The sequence below is a fragment of the Paenibacillus sp. LRG-1 genome, assembly GCF_057220305.1.
In genome coordinates, this window is the sequence record NZ_CM170126.1 from 185,001 (window position 1) to 201,535 (window position 16,535).

Annotated in this window: 13 protein-coding genes, 8 tRNA genes and 1 rRNA gene (1 of these 22 only partly in view); all 22 read left to right on the plus strand. The window is 48.8% G+C overall.

All coding sequences use genetic code 11. The features are described 5' to 3' along the window. Positions 1–2,632 (plus strand): 23S ribosomal RNA (locus tag ACUUJN_RS00785); it begins 294 nt to the left of the window's first position. 128 nt (positions 2,633–2,760) lie between these two features. Continuing rightward, positions 2,761–2,852: transfer RNA gene (locus ACUUJN_RS00790), tRNA-Ser, on the plus strand. A 31-nt stretch (positions 2,853–2,883) separates the two neighbouring features. Then, positions 2,884–2,960 (plus strand) — tRNA-Met (locus ACUUJN_RS00795). 10 nt (positions 2,961–2,970) lie between these two features. Then, a tRNA-Val gene (locus ACUUJN_RS00800) sits at positions 2,971–3,046 on the plus strand. 4 nt (positions 3,047–3,050) lie between these two features. Further along, positions 3,051–3,126 (plus strand) — tRNA-Thr (locus ACUUJN_RS00805). 23 nt (positions 3,127–3,149) lie between these two features. Further along, a tRNA-Asp gene (locus ACUUJN_RS00810) sits at positions 3,150–3,226 on the plus strand. Between the two features lie 78 nt (positions 3,227–3,304). After that, a tRNA-Phe gene (locus ACUUJN_RS00815) sits at positions 3,305–3,377 on the plus strand. Between the two features lie 9 nt (positions 3,378–3,386). Continuing rightward, positions 3,387–3,472 (plus strand) — tRNA-Tyr (locus ACUUJN_RS00820). Between the two features lie 7 nt (positions 3,473–3,479). Continuing rightward, positions 3,480–3,552 (plus strand) — tRNA-Lys (locus ACUUJN_RS00825). A 159-nt stretch (positions 3,553–3,711) separates the two neighbouring features. Further along, complete coding sequence (locus ACUUJN_RS00830) at positions 3,712–4,854, plus strand: PucR family transcriptional regulator (RefSeq protein WP_023986464.1); 1,143 nt, start codon at positions 3,712–3,714, stop codon at positions 4,852–4,854. A gap of 102 nt (positions 4,855–4,956) precedes the next feature. Then, positions 4,957–6,081 carry an ABC transporter ATP-binding protein gene (locus ACUUJN_RS00835; RefSeq protein WP_028541867.1) on the plus strand — a complete coding sequence of 375 codons (1,125 nt, stop codon included), beginning with the start codon at positions 4,957–4,959 and terminating at the stop codon, positions 6,079–6,081. A gap of 349 nt (positions 6,082–6,430) precedes the next feature. Further along, positions 6,431–7,369 (plus strand): HPr(Ser) kinase/phosphatase, encoded by a 939-nt coding sequence (gene hprK, locus ACUUJN_RS00840; RefSeq protein ID WP_013308232.1) that lies wholly within the window; start codon positions 6,431–6,433, stop codon positions 7,367–7,369. Positions 7,370–7,412: 43 nt separating this feature from the next. Beyond that, complete coding sequence (gene lgt, locus ACUUJN_RS00845) at positions 7,413–8,468, plus strand: prolipoprotein diacylglyceryl transferase (RefSeq protein ID WP_484669156.1); 1,056 nt, start codon at positions 7,413–7,415, stop codon at positions 8,466–8,468. Beyond that, positions 8,465–9,118 (plus strand): pyrophosphatase PpaX, encoded by a 654-nt coding sequence (ppaX, locus tag ACUUJN_RS00850; protein ID WP_028541868.1) that lies wholly within the window; start codon positions 8,465–8,467, stop codon positions 9,116–9,118. The genes lgt and ppaX overlap by 4 nt, the downstream gene beginning before the upstream one ends. Continuing rightward, entirely contained in the window at positions 9,115–9,612 is a 498-nt protein-coding gene (locus ACUUJN_RS00855) for an acyltransferase (RefSeq protein WP_028541869.1), read from the plus strand. The genes ppaX and ACUUJN_RS00855 overlap by 4 nt, the downstream gene beginning before the upstream one ends. A 142-nt stretch (positions 9,613–9,754) precedes the next feature. Further along, positions 9,755–10,906, plus strand: a complete 1,152-nt coding sequence (locus ACUUJN_RS00860; protein ID WP_484669157.1) for an acyltransferase — start codon at positions 9,755–9,757, stop codon at positions 10,904–10,906. A gap of 338 nt (positions 10,907–11,244) precedes the next feature. Beyond that, positions 11,245–12,450 carry an ATP phosphoribosyltransferase regulatory subunit gene (locus ACUUJN_RS00865; RefSeq protein WP_023986474.1) on the plus strand — a complete coding sequence of 402 codons (1,206 nt, stop codon included), beginning with the start codon at positions 11,245–11,247 and terminating at the stop codon, positions 12,448–12,450. Beyond that, positions 12,447–13,091, plus strand: a complete 645-nt coding sequence (hisG, locus tag ACUUJN_RS00870; protein WP_023986475.1) for an ATP phosphoribosyltransferase — start codon at positions 12,447–12,449, stop codon at positions 13,089–13,091. The genes ACUUJN_RS00865 and hisG overlap by 4 nt, the downstream gene beginning before the upstream one ends. A gap of 68 nt (positions 13,092–13,159) precedes the next feature. Then, complete coding sequence (gene hisD / locus ACUUJN_RS00875) at positions 13,160–14,473, plus strand: histidinol dehydrogenase (RefSeq protein WP_264454304.1); 1,314 nt, start codon at positions 13,160–13,162, stop codon at positions 14,471–14,473. Further along, entirely contained in the window at positions 14,457–15,065 is a 609-nt protein-coding gene (gene hisB / locus ACUUJN_RS00880; protein WP_013308245.1) for an imidazoleglycerol-phosphate dehydratase HisB, read from the plus strand. The genes hisD and hisB overlap by 17 nt, the downstream gene beginning before the upstream one ends. A gap of 3 nt (positions 15,066–15,068) precedes the next feature. Next, positions 15,069–15,698 (plus strand): imidazole glycerol phosphate synthase subunit HisH, encoded by a 630-nt coding sequence (gene hisH, locus ACUUJN_RS00885; protein ID WP_028541873.1) that lies wholly within the window; start codon positions 15,069–15,071, stop codon positions 15,696–15,698. A 95-nt stretch (positions 15,699–15,793) separates the two neighbouring features. Continuing rightward, positions 15,794–16,525 carry a 1-(5-phosphoribosyl)-5-[(5-phosphoribosylamino)methylideneamino]imidazole-4-carboxamide isomerase gene (gene hisA / locus ACUUJN_RS00890; RefSeq protein ID WP_023986478.1) on the plus strand — a complete coding sequence of 244 codons (732 nt, stop codon included), beginning with the start codon at positions 15,794–15,796 and terminating at the stop codon, positions 16,523–16,525. Positions 16,526–16,535 lie beyond the last annotated feature (10 nt).

A 16,535-nucleotide genomic window follows, 5' to 3' on the forward strand; every position in this document is an offset into this window, starting at 1 on the left:
GGGGTTGTGGGACGTCTCACATGGAGTTACAAAGGAACCGGTTAGATGAAGAGGTCTGGAAAGGCCCGCCAGAGAAGGTAAAAGCCCTGTAGTTCAAAACTTGTTCTCTCCGAGACGGATCCCGAGTAGTGCGGGGCACGTGAAACCCCGTATGAATCCGGCAGGACCATCTGCCAAGGCTAAATACTCCCTGGCGACCGATAGTGAAGCAGTACCGTGAGGGAAAGGTGAAAAGCACCCCGGAAGGGGAGTGAAATAGATCCTGAAACCGTGTGCTTACAAGAAGTCAGAGCCCGATCTATGGGTGATGGCGTGCCTTTTGTAGAATGAACCGGCGAGTTACGTTCCCGTGCAAGGTTAAGGTGAAGAGCTGAAGCCGCAGCGAAAGCGAGTCTGAATAGGGCGACTTGAGTACGTGGACGTAGACCCGAAACCGGGTGATCTACCCCTGTCCAGGGTGAAGGTGCGGTAACACGCACTGGAGGCCCGAACCCACGCATGTTGAAAAATGCGGGGATGAGGTGGGGGTAGCGGAGAAATTCCAATCGAACCCGGAGATAGCTGGTTCTCCCCGAAATAGCTTTAGGGCTAGCCTCGGAAAAAAGAATCGTGGAGGTAGAGCACTGATTGGGTGCGGGGCCCGCAAGGGTTACCAAGCTCAGTCAAACTCCGAATGCCATAGATTTAGTTCCGGGAGTCAGACAGTGAGTGCTAAGATCCATTGTCGAAAGGGAAACAGCCCAGACCATCAGCTAAGGTCCCCAAGTGTGTGTTAAGTGGGAAAGGATGTGGAGTTGCACAGACAACCAGGATGTTGGCTTAGAAGCAGCCACCATTGAAAGAGTGCGTAATAGCTCACTGGTCGAGTGACTCTGCGCCGAAAATGTAACGGGGCTAAACACACCACCGAAGCTATGGCTTGATGCTTGCATCAGGGGTAGGGGAGCGTTGAATGCGGGTTGAAGGTGTACCGTAAGGAGCGCTGGACTGCATTCAAGTGAGAATGCCGGTATGAGTAACGAAAAGATCTGTGAGAATCAGATCCGCCGAAAGCCTAAGGGTTCCTGAGGAAGGTTCGTCCGCTCAGGGTAAGTCGGGACCTAAGGCGAGGCCGATAGGCGTAGTCGAAGGACAACAGGTCGAAATTCCTGTACCACCGTAATCCGTTATGAGCGATGGGGTGACGCAGTAGGGTAGTGACGCGGACTGATGGATGTCCGTCTAAGCAGTGAGGCTGGTGTGTAGGCAAATCCGCACATCGTAAGGCTGGGCTGTGATGGGGAGCGAAAATTGTAGTAGCGAAGGTCATGATCTCAGACTGCCAAGAAAAGCCTCTAGCCAGGAGAAGGTGCCCGTACCGCAAACCGACACAGGTAGGCGAGAAGAGAATTCTAAGGCGCGCGGAAGAACTCTCGTTAAGGAACTCGGCAAAATGACCCCGTAACTTCGGGAGAAGGGGTGCCTCGGTAGGGTGAATAGCCCGAGGGGGCCGCAGTGAAAAGGCCCAAGCGACTGTTTAGCAAAAACACAGGTCTGTGCGAAGCCGCAAGGCGAAGTATACGGGCTGACGCCTGCCCGGTGCTGGAAGGTTAAGGGGAGTGGTAAGCCTTCGGGCGAAGCTATGAACCGAAGCCCCAGTAAACGGCGGCCGTAACTATAACGGTCCTAAGGTAGCGAAATTCCTTGTCAGGTAAATTCTGACCCGCACGAATGGCGTAACGACTTGGGCGCTGTCTCAACGAGAGATCCGGTGAAATTTTAATACCTGTGAAGATGCAGGTTACCCGCGACAAGACGGAAAGACCCCATGGAGCTTTACTGCAGCTTGATATTGAATTTGGGTACGATCTGTACAGGATAGGTGGGAGCCGTAGAACTTTGAGCGCCAGCTTGAAGGGAGGCATCCTTGGGATACCACCCTGATCGTATCTAGGTTCTAACTTGGTACCGTAATCCGGTGCGAGGACAGTGTCAGGTGGGCAGTTTGACTGGGGCGGTCGCCTCCTAAAGAGTAACGGAGGCGCCCCAAGGTTCCCTCAGAATGGTTGGAAATCATTCGAAGAGTGCAAAGGCAGAAGGGAGCTTGACTGCGAGACCTACAAGTCGAGCAGGGACGAAAGTCGGGCTTAGTGATCCGGTGGTACCGCATGGAAGGGCCATCGCTCAACGGATAAAAGCTACCCTGGGGATAACAGGCTTATCTCCCCCAAGAGTCCACATCGACGGGGAGGTTTGGCACCTCGATGTCGGCTCATCGCATCCTGGGGCTGAAGTAGGTCCCAAGGGTTGGGCTGTTCGCCCATTAAAGCGGTACGCGAGCTGGGTTCAGAACGTCGTGAGACAGTTCGGTCCCTATCTGTCGTGGGCGTAGGAAATTTGAGAGGAGCTGTCCTTAGTACGAGAGGACCGGGATGGACGTACCGCTGGTGTACCAGTTGTTCCGCCAGGAGCACCGCTGGGTAGCTATGTACGGAAGGGATAAGCGCTGAAAGCATCTAAGCGTGAAGCCCCCCTCAAGATGAGATTTCCCAGTATGTAAGACCCCTTGAAGACGACGAGGTAGATAGGTTGGGGGTGGAAGTGCAGTAATGCATGGAGCTGACCAATACTAATCGGTCGAGGGCTTATCCTAAATAAAACGCAAATGAGTTTCGGATCCAGTTTTCAGGGTGTAACCTTGAAATTGCGCTTGATATTCCAAATCACTTTGTTGATTTAAAGAATAACTTGCGGAATTTTGCTAAGCGAGTCCATTTATATGGAGAGATACCCAAGTGGCTATAAGGGGACCCTCTGCTAAGGGGTTAGACTGCGAAAGTGGTGCGAGGGTTCGAATCCCTCTCTCTCCGCCATTTAGGACAAGCTAGCGAAATATTATGTTATGGCGGTGTAGCTCAGCTGGCTAGAGCGTACGGTTCATACCCGTGAGGTCGGGGGTTCGATCCCCTCCGCCGCTACCATACATACCCAGGAGGCTTAGCTCAGCTGGGAGAGCATCTGCCTTACAAGCAGAGGGTCGGGGGTTCGATCCCCTCAGCCTCCACCATTGTGCCGGTGTAGCTCAACTGGTAGAGCAACTGACTTGTAATCAGTAGGTTGGGGGTTCAAGTCCTCTCGCCGGCACCATTTTTGAATTTTGAAAAATCTAGGGAACTGTGGTGTAGAGGCCTAACATGCCTGCCTGTCACGCAGGAGATCGCGGGTTCGAATCCCGTCAGTTCCGCCATTTTTCAATTCAATAGTTTTTCCGTACTAAAGTGGGAAGGGGTATCCCTCCGCACTTTATTTTTTTGTTAATGGGTATGGCTCGGTAGCTCAGTCGGTAGAGCAGAGGACTGAAAATCCTCGTGTCGGCGGTTCGATTCCGTCCCGAGCCACCTTTATATGGAGGATTAGCGAAGTGGCCAAACGCATCAGACTGTAAATCTGCTCCCTTACGGGTTCGGTGGTTCGAATCCATCATCCTCCACCAGTTTTACGAGCCATTAGCTCAGTTGGTAGAGCACCTGACTTTTAATCAGGGTGTCGAAGGTTCGAGTCCTTCATGGCTCATCAGAAGTCATCAACTATAGGTTGATGGCTTTTTTTGTATTGTTTTAAGTTATGTTTTTATATAGCTTTTTTATTTTACGGTATCGACAGGTTATAATGAGTTCATTATGTTCGCTCAATGCTTATTCTATATTCTAAAAAAAGTGAAGTGGTGATCGCGTGACTCTGGATACAGAATGGATTCAGCAACAGCTTCAGAATATTATTCAAGCGCCTTTTACCATAGTGCCTTGGTGCCCGGAAATGATGGCAGAGGGAGAGACAGCCGATTCAGTTATTCCGGATAGATCGTTTGTCCGTGACAACAAGTTATATTTTCCGTTTCGTGCGTCGGCAGGTGAACTGGCTGCCTTTGTGGTAGAGGCCAGATATTTGACGGATCGAGAACGGAAACTGGTAGAAGCGCTATTGGGGAACATGGAGCAGGTCTGGCAGAACGGTCCACAATTGTCGGACAACCCGATTTATAGCGAGGAAGAGCGGATGAATCGTTTTGGACAATGGCTCATACAGCAGGCTGCCAATTTAAACAGGGAAGAAGAGGTTCCTGATGAATTGCAGCTTCGTGATTCGCTATCAGCGTGTATGGTTCCGATTTTACTGAATGGCGAGGGAACACAGGAGGGGGCTATTACTTATACGCAGCTTCATCGATTGTTCGCAAGCTATTTTGGAGGGGATGTGCTGCTTACACCATTGGACGAACAGTCTTGGCTGATTATGGCTAAAAAGGAGCTTTTATTAGGTGCGGACGATGAACGGGATAAAGACACTGAGTCCAGGGATGCAGATTTTACGGAATCGCTGGAGGAGGTTCTTACGGCTTTTAGCTTGGGCCTATATGAGCTTATTGCGAATGAGTGGGTGGGTGTATTCCATTTGGCGGTTTCTAAGCCTTCGATCCCTTTGCAAAGTCTTCCCCAAGAGCTGAATTTGTTATGGGAGACGATACATCTGGGCAAGATTTTTCATGTAACAGAGCACATCCACTTTTCATGGGAGCTTCATTTAGAAAGGCTGTTAAACCGCATTCCCAAGGAACAACGCGTACTATTTTTAGAGCAGGTAATGAAATCATCTGTCATACTGGAAGACTCAGAAACGATGGCTACATTAGATATCTTTTTTCAGTTGGATTGTAATGTGAGTGAGACAGCTAAGCGTCTGTATGTGCATCGAAATACGTTGATTTACCGTTTGGACAAGATCAAACAGGAGACCGGATTGGACGTGCGGACGTTTAATGATGCGGTTTTGGTCAAGCTCTATCTCCTATTGTACAAAGTGACAAAAAGGAAATAGCATCTTTGTGCAGTTTGCGAATAGCCACGCTACAAGGACTAGGGTAAGATACAAGTAAGAAATGTATTCGATTTCATAACTCGATCTTAGGAGGCAAAAGCTATGGCTGGTGTACGTTTAGAGCATATTTTCAAGCAATATCCGGGTGCAGATAAAGCTACGGTTGTTGATGTCAATTTGGACATTCGAGATAAAGAATTCCTCGTATTGGTTGGTCCCTCCGGTTGCGGGAAGTCTACTACACTTCGTATGATTGCTGGTCTGGAGGAAATTTCAGATGGTAAATTGTACATTGGGGATCGTGTTGTGAACGACGTGGCTCCAAAGGACCGCGATATCGCGATGGTATTCCAATCCTACGCCCTGTATCCGCACATGAGCGTGTACCAGAACATGGCGTTCGGTCTGAAATTGCGCAAAGTTAAGAAAGAAGAAATCGACAAGAAAGTACGCGAAGCTGCCAAAATACTCGATATCGAGCACTTGCTGGAACGTAAACCTAAGGCGCTGTCCGGTGGTCAACGCCAACGTGTCGCTCTGGGCCGTGCGATTGTCCGCGATCCTCAAGTCTTCCTGATGGATGAGCCGCTCTCCAACTTGGATGCTAAACTTCGTGGTCAAATGCGTGCTGAAATCACTAAACTGGTTAAACGCCTTGAAACCACTTGTATCTATGTAACACATGACCAAATTGAAGCCATGACGATGGGTGATCGGATTGTCGTTATGAAGGATGGTATCATTCAACAAGCTGCATCCCCGGATGAACTGTACAACCGTCCAGTGAATCTGTTCGTTGCTGGTTTTATCGGCTCTCCTACGATGAACTTTATCACAGGTCAGCTGGTTGAAAAAGAAGGTGCATTGCATTTTACTGCGCCGGGTCTGGATCTGTTCGTACCAGAAGGTAAAGGACAGATTTTAAAAGCGAAGGGCTATATCGGCAAAGATGTGATCTTGGGTATCCGCCCTGAGGATATTCATGAAGAGCCTGTATTCTTGGAGGCTTCTCCGAATACAATCTTTACATCCACTGTGGATGTAACAGAAAATCTCGGTCATGAAATGCTGTTGTACCTGAGCGGTGCCGGAAATGATACGATTATTGCCCGTGTAGACGGACGTTCCAATACTCGTGATGGTGTCAAAGCGAAGTTGGCTGTTGATATGAACAAGGTTCATATTTTTGATAAGGAATCGGAATTGAGTATTCTGGTTGGCGAATAAAATTTGCCTCTGGAAGAGAGTCGCAGTTTTCCCCAAGCGGAGAACTGCGACTCTTTTTGTATATCGCATACGGCTACTAGCTTCGGCATTGCATTCATTGGAAAATTCCGATACGATGGGTACAATGGTACAGGTCTAGATGCAGGCAAGGTTCGTTGGCAAGGGTCCTAGATGGGATCAATCCAGCTGTCGGAATAGAGTTAGCCTGGAACCATAGTGTTAAATCAAATGGAGTGTGGATTGATGCAGTGCAGCATAGACTGGCGTTGGGCTGTATGGTTAATAGGGTAAAGCTACATAAATCAAATGACGTATAGAATCCGGTGTTGCAGATGAAGGGGAGAATACAATGGCTAAACAGGTAAAGGTATCCGAGCTTGTACAGCAGTTTCAAATGGAAGTTATTTCTGGTGAAAAAGGTCTGCGAAGACTGATCACAGTGGATGATTTGAATCGCCCAGGTCTGGAGATGGCCGGGTATTTTGAATATCATACACAGGAGCGGGTACAGCTTCTGGGAAGGTCTGAGTTGGCTTTTCTGGGGATGCTGCCTCCTGAGGAGCGACGGGATCGGATGGAGCGTCTGTGTACAGAGCTGACTCCATGTATTATCATCACACGTGGTCTGGAGGTACCGGCTGAGTTAGTGGAGGCGAGCGCAGAGCGAGATATTCCTGTACTGCGTACTAATATGGCGACGACGATTTTATCAAGCCGCATCACAGGCTTTCTCGAAAGAAAGCTGGCTCCTACGGCGACCATTCATGGTGTACTGTGTGACGTGTATGGCGTGGGAATGCTTATCACAGGAAGTAGCGGAATTGGTAAAAGTGAAACGGCACTGGAACTTGTTAAACGTGGACATCGCTTGGTAGCAGATGATGCGGTAGAAATTCGGCAAACGTCCGATTTTCAGCTGCATGGTACAGCACCTGAGTTGATACGTCACCTGTTGGAAATTCGTGGCGTGGGCATTATTAATGTGATGACGCTGTTTGGGGCCGGTGCAGTTCGTAATAACAAGCGGATTACATTGGTTGTTCGTCTGGAGGCATGGCAGCAGGACAAGCAGTATGACCGTCTTGGTCTCGATGAGGAAACGACACGCATTATTGATACAGATGTTCCACTGGTTACAATCCCAGTTCGTCCGGGCCGAAACTTGGCTGTTATTATCGAGGTGGCGGCGATGAACTATCGTTTGAAACAAATGGGCGTTAATGCAGCCCTGCAATTTACAAACAAGCTGACTGCTACGATTTCTGAAGATATGGAAGAGATGGATTAAGGTTTGTTCGTTTGCAAGGAAGAACGAGGAGTGAGAGAAACATATGTCAACGGCAACATTACTGCTGAATCCGATCGCTTTTTCAATCGGGGCAATCAAGGTCCACTGGTATGGGCTTATTTTGGGGCTGGCGGCGCTTGTGGGTTTATATCTCGCCATCCGTGAAGGAAAAAGATTCGGTATTCCGCAGGACTTTTTTATGGATATGCTGCTTCTGGGTGTTCCATCAGCTATTATTGGAGCACGTATTTATTATGTAGCCTTCAAATGGGAAGACTACCGAGATAATCTATGGGATGTTTTCAAAATTTGGAACGGCGGTATTGCGATATACGGTGCCTTGATCGGAGCCATTATATGTGCGGTCATTTATTTCCGGTATAAAGGGTATAACTTCTGGCGTATCGCTGATATTTGTGCACCAGGCCTACTGATCGGTCAAGCGATTGGACGCTGGGGTAATTTTGTCAATCAGGAAGCCTACGGTGGACCGACGGAAGAAACATTTTTGCGAAATCAGCTCCATCTGCCGGATTTCATTGTGAATCAGATGAACGTTAACGGGGTTTTCCATCACCCTACATTTTTATATGAATCACTGTGGAGTATTGTCGGTGTGATTTTGCTGCTCGTCATTCGTCGTATGAAATTTGTACGTGCAGGCGAAATGTTTGCGTTTTACTTCATTTGGTACTCGATTGGCCGCTTTTTCATCGAGCGTGTACGGACGGATAGTTTGGCTTTTCAGGGACCAGATTGGCTGGCTTCCTTTGTGAATGCTTTGTGGTCTCCTATGGTGTGGTTAGGGTTTGAACCAGGGCATCTGGACCCGAGTTACGGTAATGTACGGATCTCGCAATTGCTGCCTATTTTCATTGTGATAGCCGCCGTGATTTTCATTTTGGTTCGTCGCCGGAAGGGCACATCTGTTGCTCGGTATAGCGATCCGATTATCTCCAGCAAAGCGGGGATTGATCAGGTACCTGACGTGACGCCAGAACAGGTATCCCGTCCAGGACAGGGCGCGGTTCCTCCAACAGCTACGACGGATAAGCTACCTAAGGAAGACACGGACGAGGACAAGAAGGAGCATCTATGATAAATACGATTTTGTTTGATTTAGACGGCACCATCATGGATACGAATGAGTTGATTATCAGCACATTTCTACACATTTTGAATCATCCGGATGCTGATCCGCTGACGCGGGAGCATATTATTCCTCATATGGGTGGAACGCTGGACGATCAACTCCGTACTTTTTCGGGATTAACGGATGTATCTGGGTTAGTTAAGGACTATCGTGCTTATAATCAGATTCATCATGATCAAATGGTGAAGCCATTTCCATATGTCATTGAGGTTATTCAGGAGTTGCGTGCGCGAGGAATTAAGCTGGGGGTTGTGACAACCAAAATACGACCATCCACGTTACGTGTACTTAACCTGTTCAATCTGACCTCCTCTATGGACTATATTGTGACGGTAGACGATGTGGAGCATCCAAAGCCACACGCTGAGCCAGTGCTCAAGGCATTGGCAGGTTTGAATGCTGAAGCAGAGCATACATTGATGGTCGGAGACAGTTCTTTTGATATTTTGTCAGCTCAGGCAGCAGGTGTGAAATCGGCTGGTGTAGCTTGGTCGCTCAAGGGTGAGGAAACTCTGCGCGGATATGGGCCAGACTACATGTTGCATGATATGCGGGATTTGCTGAAGCTGGAGCTTCAAGGTGTCAATGTATCGTGAGAAAGGTGAACCGCTATCCTGTAGAAGGTCCCAATGCGTTGTGGCAGATTTATCGGACGGTGAGCCGCTGGAAAGGCATTAAGAACTTTATTTTTATACAGATTGCCCGGTATTGTCCTGTGCTTTCTCTGAAAAACGTCATTTACCGCAGAATGCTGGGGATGAAGGTGGGGCAACATGCGGCCTTCGGCCTGATGGTGATGGTAGATGTTTTTTTTCCGGAGCATATTACGATAGGGAACAATTCGGTCATTGGATATAACACGACGATACTGGCTCACGAATACCTCATAGAGGAGTATCGTATCGGTAAAGTGGTGATTGGTGATCATGTGTTGATCGGCGCCAACACAACCATTTTGCCGGGTGTGACCATCGGTGACGGAGCTATCGTAGCGGCCGGAGCCGTCGTGCATAAAGACGTGCCCGCAGGTGCATTTGTGGGTGGCAATCCGTTACGTGATTTAAGACGCTCTGGTGTGAATGAGCAGTAAATAGCACAATAGAAAGGCCCCTTATGTATTAAGGGGTCTTTCTTGCATTGTTTTTCTGTATAATAAGTGGGGTAATGCATGTTAATTATGTTTAAAAATTGATAACAGACATATTTGCAAGGCGATATGGGAGCGTGTTGATTTGGTCAAAAAAGAACGTATACCAGAGCTTGATATTTACCGGGGAATATTAATTACAGCCGTTGTTACCATTCATGCGACTTCAATGGCTTTAATTGATGCGCGTCATTCTCTATTGTTTTATCCTTTTTTATTTTTAAATGTGTTTAGTAGCTTTGCAGTGCCCGTATTTATTTTTGTGAGCGGGTTTGTTTTATTTTACAATTATGTCGATAGGCCGCTTCGTGGTAAGAATATGCTTGTATTTTTCCGAAAAAGACTGATGTTTATTGTGTTACCGTACGTTTTGTTTTCTCTTGTGTATTATTTGACCTTGGTAACACGTGGGTTGATGCCGCTCAGTGATCTTCCGCTCGTGCTGTTAACGGGAAAGGCATACACGCATTTGTATTATGTCATCATCATCATCCAATTTTATTTGGTCTTTCCGCTGTTGCTGTGGGGAGTGCAGCGTTTACGTCATTCGATATCGAGTCCACGGAGAGCAGCCTTTGTCATTTTGATAGTAGGGTTAGTCATTCAATGGGGGTTTGTATTGCTGAACAAATACGTTTGGCAAGAGGAAAGAGGAAGTCTTGCGATTACGTATATCAGTTATTTTGCCTTGGGTGCAGCTGTAGCAATTGGATATGAAGGGTTTAAAAAGTGGCTTTTACCGGTGTCAGGTACGGCAATTAGTCGCAGTCAGTTGATCAGTTGGTGGGGCTTGTGGGTGGCTTGGCTACTCCTGGGTATAGCTTATGTGCAAATATGGTTTGTAGCATACCGCAAAGCCATCTATGCAGACTCGCTGATCTATGAACTGCTCCATAATGCATATGCCCTCGTCTCTGCGCTGGTGCTGTTTCAGTTCTCGGTCTTATTATATCGTCATACTAACGATAGGTTGCGAATGTTAATCAGTTGGCTGGGGGCATGCTCATTCGGCATTTATTTACTTCACCCAGCGTTATTGCGGGTGTATCGCAAGTTGGATTTCCAAGGAACGCCGGTAGAATATATCTTCTCTGTTGCGGGTGGATGGTTGTTGGCGCTGTTTGGCTCATGGCTGATTGTGACGTTGTGTTTTCGATATGTACCATTTGCATGGATCGGTTTGGGCACGGTTCCAAAGTTTCCTTCCCGGAGTAAAGATGAACAGATAAATAGCTAAATATTTTGATTTGGACTGTTAGCTTAAAGCTGGCAGTCTTTTTTTAGAGTATAGAATTTATAAGTTTTCAGTGGAGCTGAACAACTCTATATGCACAAAAATTACCGTAAGCGCGGTCTTGCTCCGGAGAATATGTTGATAGATGTTTTTCATATAGGATTCATGTATTTTGCATTGGATAAAATATAGAGGGGGGCAGCCACTTGGCGAATCCGTAAAAAAAGGGCTGCGCTGTTCGGTTGACGTTCACAAGTAGGGCATGATAATATATCGAATATACTTTAGTTTGTTAGCACTTTACCATGATAAAGATATTGTGAAATCATGAGGTGATAGAGATGTCTAAGCCAAAAGGATTTGAGATCCCTGTAGGGGTTCGAGATTATCTTCCGCGTGCAGTGTCGAAGCTGCGGGCCATTGAACTGAATGTACTCGAATGCATGGAGCGTTGGGGTTACCGCCAGATTATGACGCCTACGATGGAATACTACGATACGGTGGGAGTGGCTAGTTCTACTTCCGATCGGAAGCTGTTTAAATTGCTCAATAACAGGGGAACCACGTTGGTGCTGCGATCGGATATGACCGCTCCGATTGCACGGGTGGTATCTTCGTTGCTAAAGGAAGAGGAAGTACCACTCCGACTTTCCTATCACGCAAATGTATTTCGGGCGATTGAGGAAGAAGCAGGAAGAGAAGCGGAGTTTTTTCAGACGGGTGTGGAGCTGGTGGGTGATGATTCGCCTGAGGCTGATGCAGAAGTTGTAGCATTGGCAATTGCATCATTACAGGCAGCAGGGGTGACCTCTTTTAAAATTGCCATGGGACATGTGGGATTCCTGAACGGCTTATTTGAGGAAATCATTCCAGGCCGTCAGGCTGAACAACAAGCGCTAAAGGAACTGTTGCTCAGTCGTGATGTAGTGGGCTACCGAACAGCGATTGAAGCTTTGGGCTTGGCTCCCGAACATCGGGATAAGCTGGAAGCTATTCTTCGGTTGCGCGGTGGAAAAGAAATTTGTGACCAGGCTACCCGTCTTAGTGTGGAGCAGCAGACGATTCGATCCATTGCACATTTGTGCGAGGTGTGGGAAGTACTGGAGGCTTACGGCGTATCTGAGCATGTGTTAATCGACCTTACCATGATCGGAGATTTCTCATATTATACAGGAATGACTTTTGAGGGCTATGCGGCGGAGATTGGATTCCCGGTATGCAACGGAGGTCGCTATGACAATCTGCTTCAGCAGTTTGGTCGATCCGTACCTGCAACGGGATTTGCATTGAAGACAAACCGCATCGTCGATGGTGTGGATGGTATCCAAATGGAGACGAAGCTTCCTGTACTTATCCGTTATGACGAACAGGGACGCCAAGAGGCGTTATCCGCAGCGGCACAGCTACGCGCAATAGGCCTTACGGTAGTGACAGGGCTTACGGGCGGAACGGAAGATCGACGTCGTGAACAGCATGGCCTGTACGCAGAGGTATACAGCTATACAGCCGAAGGAAGACAGCCAGTACAAAGGAGAGAATTGCCATGACGGAAACGTTGAAGGTAGCCATGCCAAAGGGACGGATTTATAAGCAGGCTTCCGAGCTGTTTCGCCAAGCGGGGGTTCCGATTCCACTGGATGTGGACGAAACGCGTAAACTGGTCATTCCACTGCCCGAGCTAGGCATGGAATTTATTATGGCGAAGCCCGTCGATGTTCCTACGTACGTAGAGTACGGGGCGGCGGACATCGGCATCGTGGGCAAGGATGTTTTGCTGGAAGAAAACAAGGATGTGTATGAACTGCTGGATCTGGGGATTGCCCGTTGTCGGATGTCGGTGATTGCTTTACCAGATTGGCAGCCAGGTATTCGTCAGCGGGTCGCTACAAAATATCCGAACGTGGCTTCCCAGTATTTTCGGGAGCAAGGTCAACAGGTGGAGGTTATTAAGCTGAATGGCTCCATTGAACTGGCGCCGTTAATTGGTCTGGCAGACCGTATTGTTGATATGGTGGAAACGGGGCAAACCTTGCGGGAGAACGGATTAGTCGAGCAGATCAGCATACTGGATATTACCAGTCGTCTGATTGCCAATCGGGTCAGCTACCGGATGAAAAACGGCCCGATTCAGGCGTTGTGTGACCGATTGCATCAGGTGATTCCAAATGCGGTGGCACCCCGTGAATAAATGAACTAAAGGAATAAGCCAATGGTTACAGGGCATTCTGCAAGCTGCAAGTAAGGGGGAATGGACAAATGAAGATCGTATCAGCCCGTGATTTCAGCCTCCAACGGGAGGTGGATTACGGCACACCTGAGCAAAATGAGGCTGTGCGTACCATTATTCATTCGGTACGCCAAGAGGGGGATGAGGCTGTCCTGCGGTATACGCAATCGTTTGATGGTGTATCGCTGGTAGCAGAGCAACTTCGTGTGACGGAGGAAGAATTGAAGGCGGCATATGACAAGGTAGAGCCTTCTTTTTTACAGGCGATTCGAGAGGCGGCGGATAATATCCGTGCTTTTCACATGAAGCAAAAACGTAATTCGTGGATGGATTTACAGCCGGATGGTAGCTTGCTCGGCCAAATTATCCGACCGTTGAAACGTGTAGGCGTGTATGTTCCGGGCGGTAAAGCAGCCTATCCATCCTCGGTGCTGATGAATGTCATTCCCGCTCAGGTAGCTGGTGTACCGGAGATTGTCATGGTGACACCCCCGGCTACAGGCGGCAAGGCAGGGATAGATCCATATACACTGGTAGCTGCGGCAGAGGCTGGTGTAACGGAAATATATAGGGTTGGCGGAGCGCAGGCGATTGCCTCTCTCGCTTACGGAACACATAGCATTGAACCAGTCGATAAAATTTGCGGTCCCGGCAACATTTATGTAGCGCTAGCGAAGCGAGAGGTGTACGGCGCGGTGGATATCGACAGTATAGCGGGACCAAGTGAAATTGTCGTGTTGGCTGACGACACGGCGAATGCCTCTTATGTAGCGGCCGACCTGCTTTCACAGGCGGAACATGATGAAATGGCCTCAGCCATACTGGTTACGCCCTCGCAACGCTTGGCCAAAGAAGTATCAGCTGAAGTACAGCGCCAATTGGCAGAGCTGCCGCGTAGAGATATTGCTGCTGCATCTGTGGAGGCATACGGGGCTATCATTGTCGTCGACACTTTGGAAGAGGGTATCCATATTGTAAACCAACTGGCACCAGAACATTTGGAAATTATGACAGAGCAGCCGATGGAGCATGTGGGTCTGATCGAAAACGCGGGAGCTATTTTCCTGGGAGCGTACAGCTCGGAGCCGGTAGGCGATTATTTTGCTGGACCTAACCACATTATCCCGACGAATGGAACGGCGCGGTTTTCTTCGCCAGTGGATATTGATGATTTTATCAAGAAGTCGAGTATGATCTATTACAGCAAGGAAGCACTGCTGCGCAATGGAGAGACGATTATGCAGCTTGCCCGCCATGAAGGACTGGAAGGTCACGCACGGGCGATACAAGTTCGATTGGACAATGAAAAGAAGGCGGTGGATGGCGATGGGGAACGAAAATAACGTAACAGGACGTACAGGCAGCGTCAGCCGAAAGACGAACGAAACGGATATTCAGCTATCTTTTGCAGTAGACGGCACAGGGCAAGCTGAGATTGAAACGGATGTTCCTTTTCTGAATCACATGCTGGATTTGTTCACCAAGCACGGACAATTTGATCTTAATGTACAGGCCAGAGGGGATGTTGATATCGACGATCATCATACCGTGGAGGACATTGGTATTTGTTTGGGGCAAACCTTGCTGGAAGCGTTGGGTGATAAAAAAGGAATTAAGCGCTATGCCAGCGTCTTTGTACCGATGGATGAGGCGCTCGCGCAAGTTGTCATTGATCTGAGTAACCGACCCCATTTTGAGTATCGTGCGGAGTATCCATCACAGCAGGTAGGGAGCTTTTCGACAGAGCTGGTGCATGAATTTCTGTGGAAATTTGCGTTGGAGGCTCGCATGACGCTACACGTCATCGTTCACTACGGGCAAAATACCCACCATATGATTGAGGCGGTGTTCAAAGCACTGGGACGTGCACTGGATGAAGCGACCTCCATTGATCCGCGAGTGACGGGAGTGCCTTCAACGAAGGGAGTGCTGTAGTCCATGTCCATTGCCATTGTGGATTACGGCAGAGGCAATCTGCATAGTGTGAGCAAGGCGGTTGAGCGTCTTGGCTATGAGGCTGTAGTAACGGGAGATGCCCAAGTGATTCGTTCCTCCAGCGGTGTGATTTTGCCGGGTGTAGGGGCATTCGGGGACGCTATGGAGCATTTGCGTTCCAGCGGATTGGATCGGGTGATTCAGGAGGTTGCAAGCGCTGGACAACCGCTGCTCGGTGTTTGTCTAGGAATGCAACTGTTATTCACTCGTGGTGAAGAATACGGCAGTCACGAAGGGCTTAATATTTTACCAGGCGAGGTTATTCGGTTTGCTCCTGATCTGGGGGTTAAAGTGCCGCATATGGGCTGGAATCGTCTGCGTATGACTCAGCCGGATCACCCGATGTTACAGGGCTTGGAGGAAGGACATGTGTATTTTGTGCATTCCTATCATGCGAAGCCGGAGGTCGAAAGTGACCTGCTGGCGGTGACCGACTACGGTGGGCCCGTAACGGCTATCGTGGGCAGAGGCCATGTATATGGCATGCAGTTCCACCCAGAGAAAAGCGGGGAAATGGGGATGCAACTGCTTCGTCAGTTTTTGGAACTAGCGGAAGCGGAAAAGCGAGCGTAACGATTCGTGAGTCTGCAGTTGGAGGTACGCGAACTTTGGTCGTTGATTGATGTAAAGGCATATAGATGTTGAATAGCTCACAAGGGGGTCATACTTTGTTCACGATATACCCGGCGATTGATATTCGCGATGGCAAATGTGTACGACTGGTACAAGGAGATTATAACCAGGAGACGATATACAACGAAAACCCGGTGGAGGTTGCCCAAGAATGGGAGCGTTTGGGCGGCTCCTACATTCACTTGGTTGATTTGGATGGTGCTAAAGCAGGTCAACCGGTGAACGATGAGCTCATTGGGCGCATCGCTTCTGCGGTGCAAGTGCCTGTACAAGTGGGTGGCGGCCTGCGTACACGTGAACATGTCGAGCGGCTGTTGTCGCTGGGCGTGAGCCGTGTGATCTTGGGGACGGCAGCGATTGAGGATCGTGCTTTTACGGAAGCGGTATTGGGTACCTACGGTGATCGGATCGCCATTGGTCTGGATGCACGGAATGGCTATGTGGCCACGCGCGGATGGCTTGAAACCTCGGAAGTTCGAGCGGACGAATTGGCTGCTGAGTTGGCCTCCAAGGGAGCTGAAACGTTCATTTTCACAGACATTTCCCGCGACGGAATGATGCAAGGCCCGAATGTTGAGGCTATCGTAGCCCTTGCGAAAAGCAGTGGACGAACCGTGATCGCTTCCGGCGGTGTCAGCAAGATGGACGATCTAATCACGCTGAGCACCTATGCGAAAGAGGGTGTGGGCGGTGCTATTGTGGGTAAGGCATTGTATACAGGCAGCATTGATTTACAGGTCGCCGTACAAGCTGTAGCAAAGGCATAGGGGGAGTAGG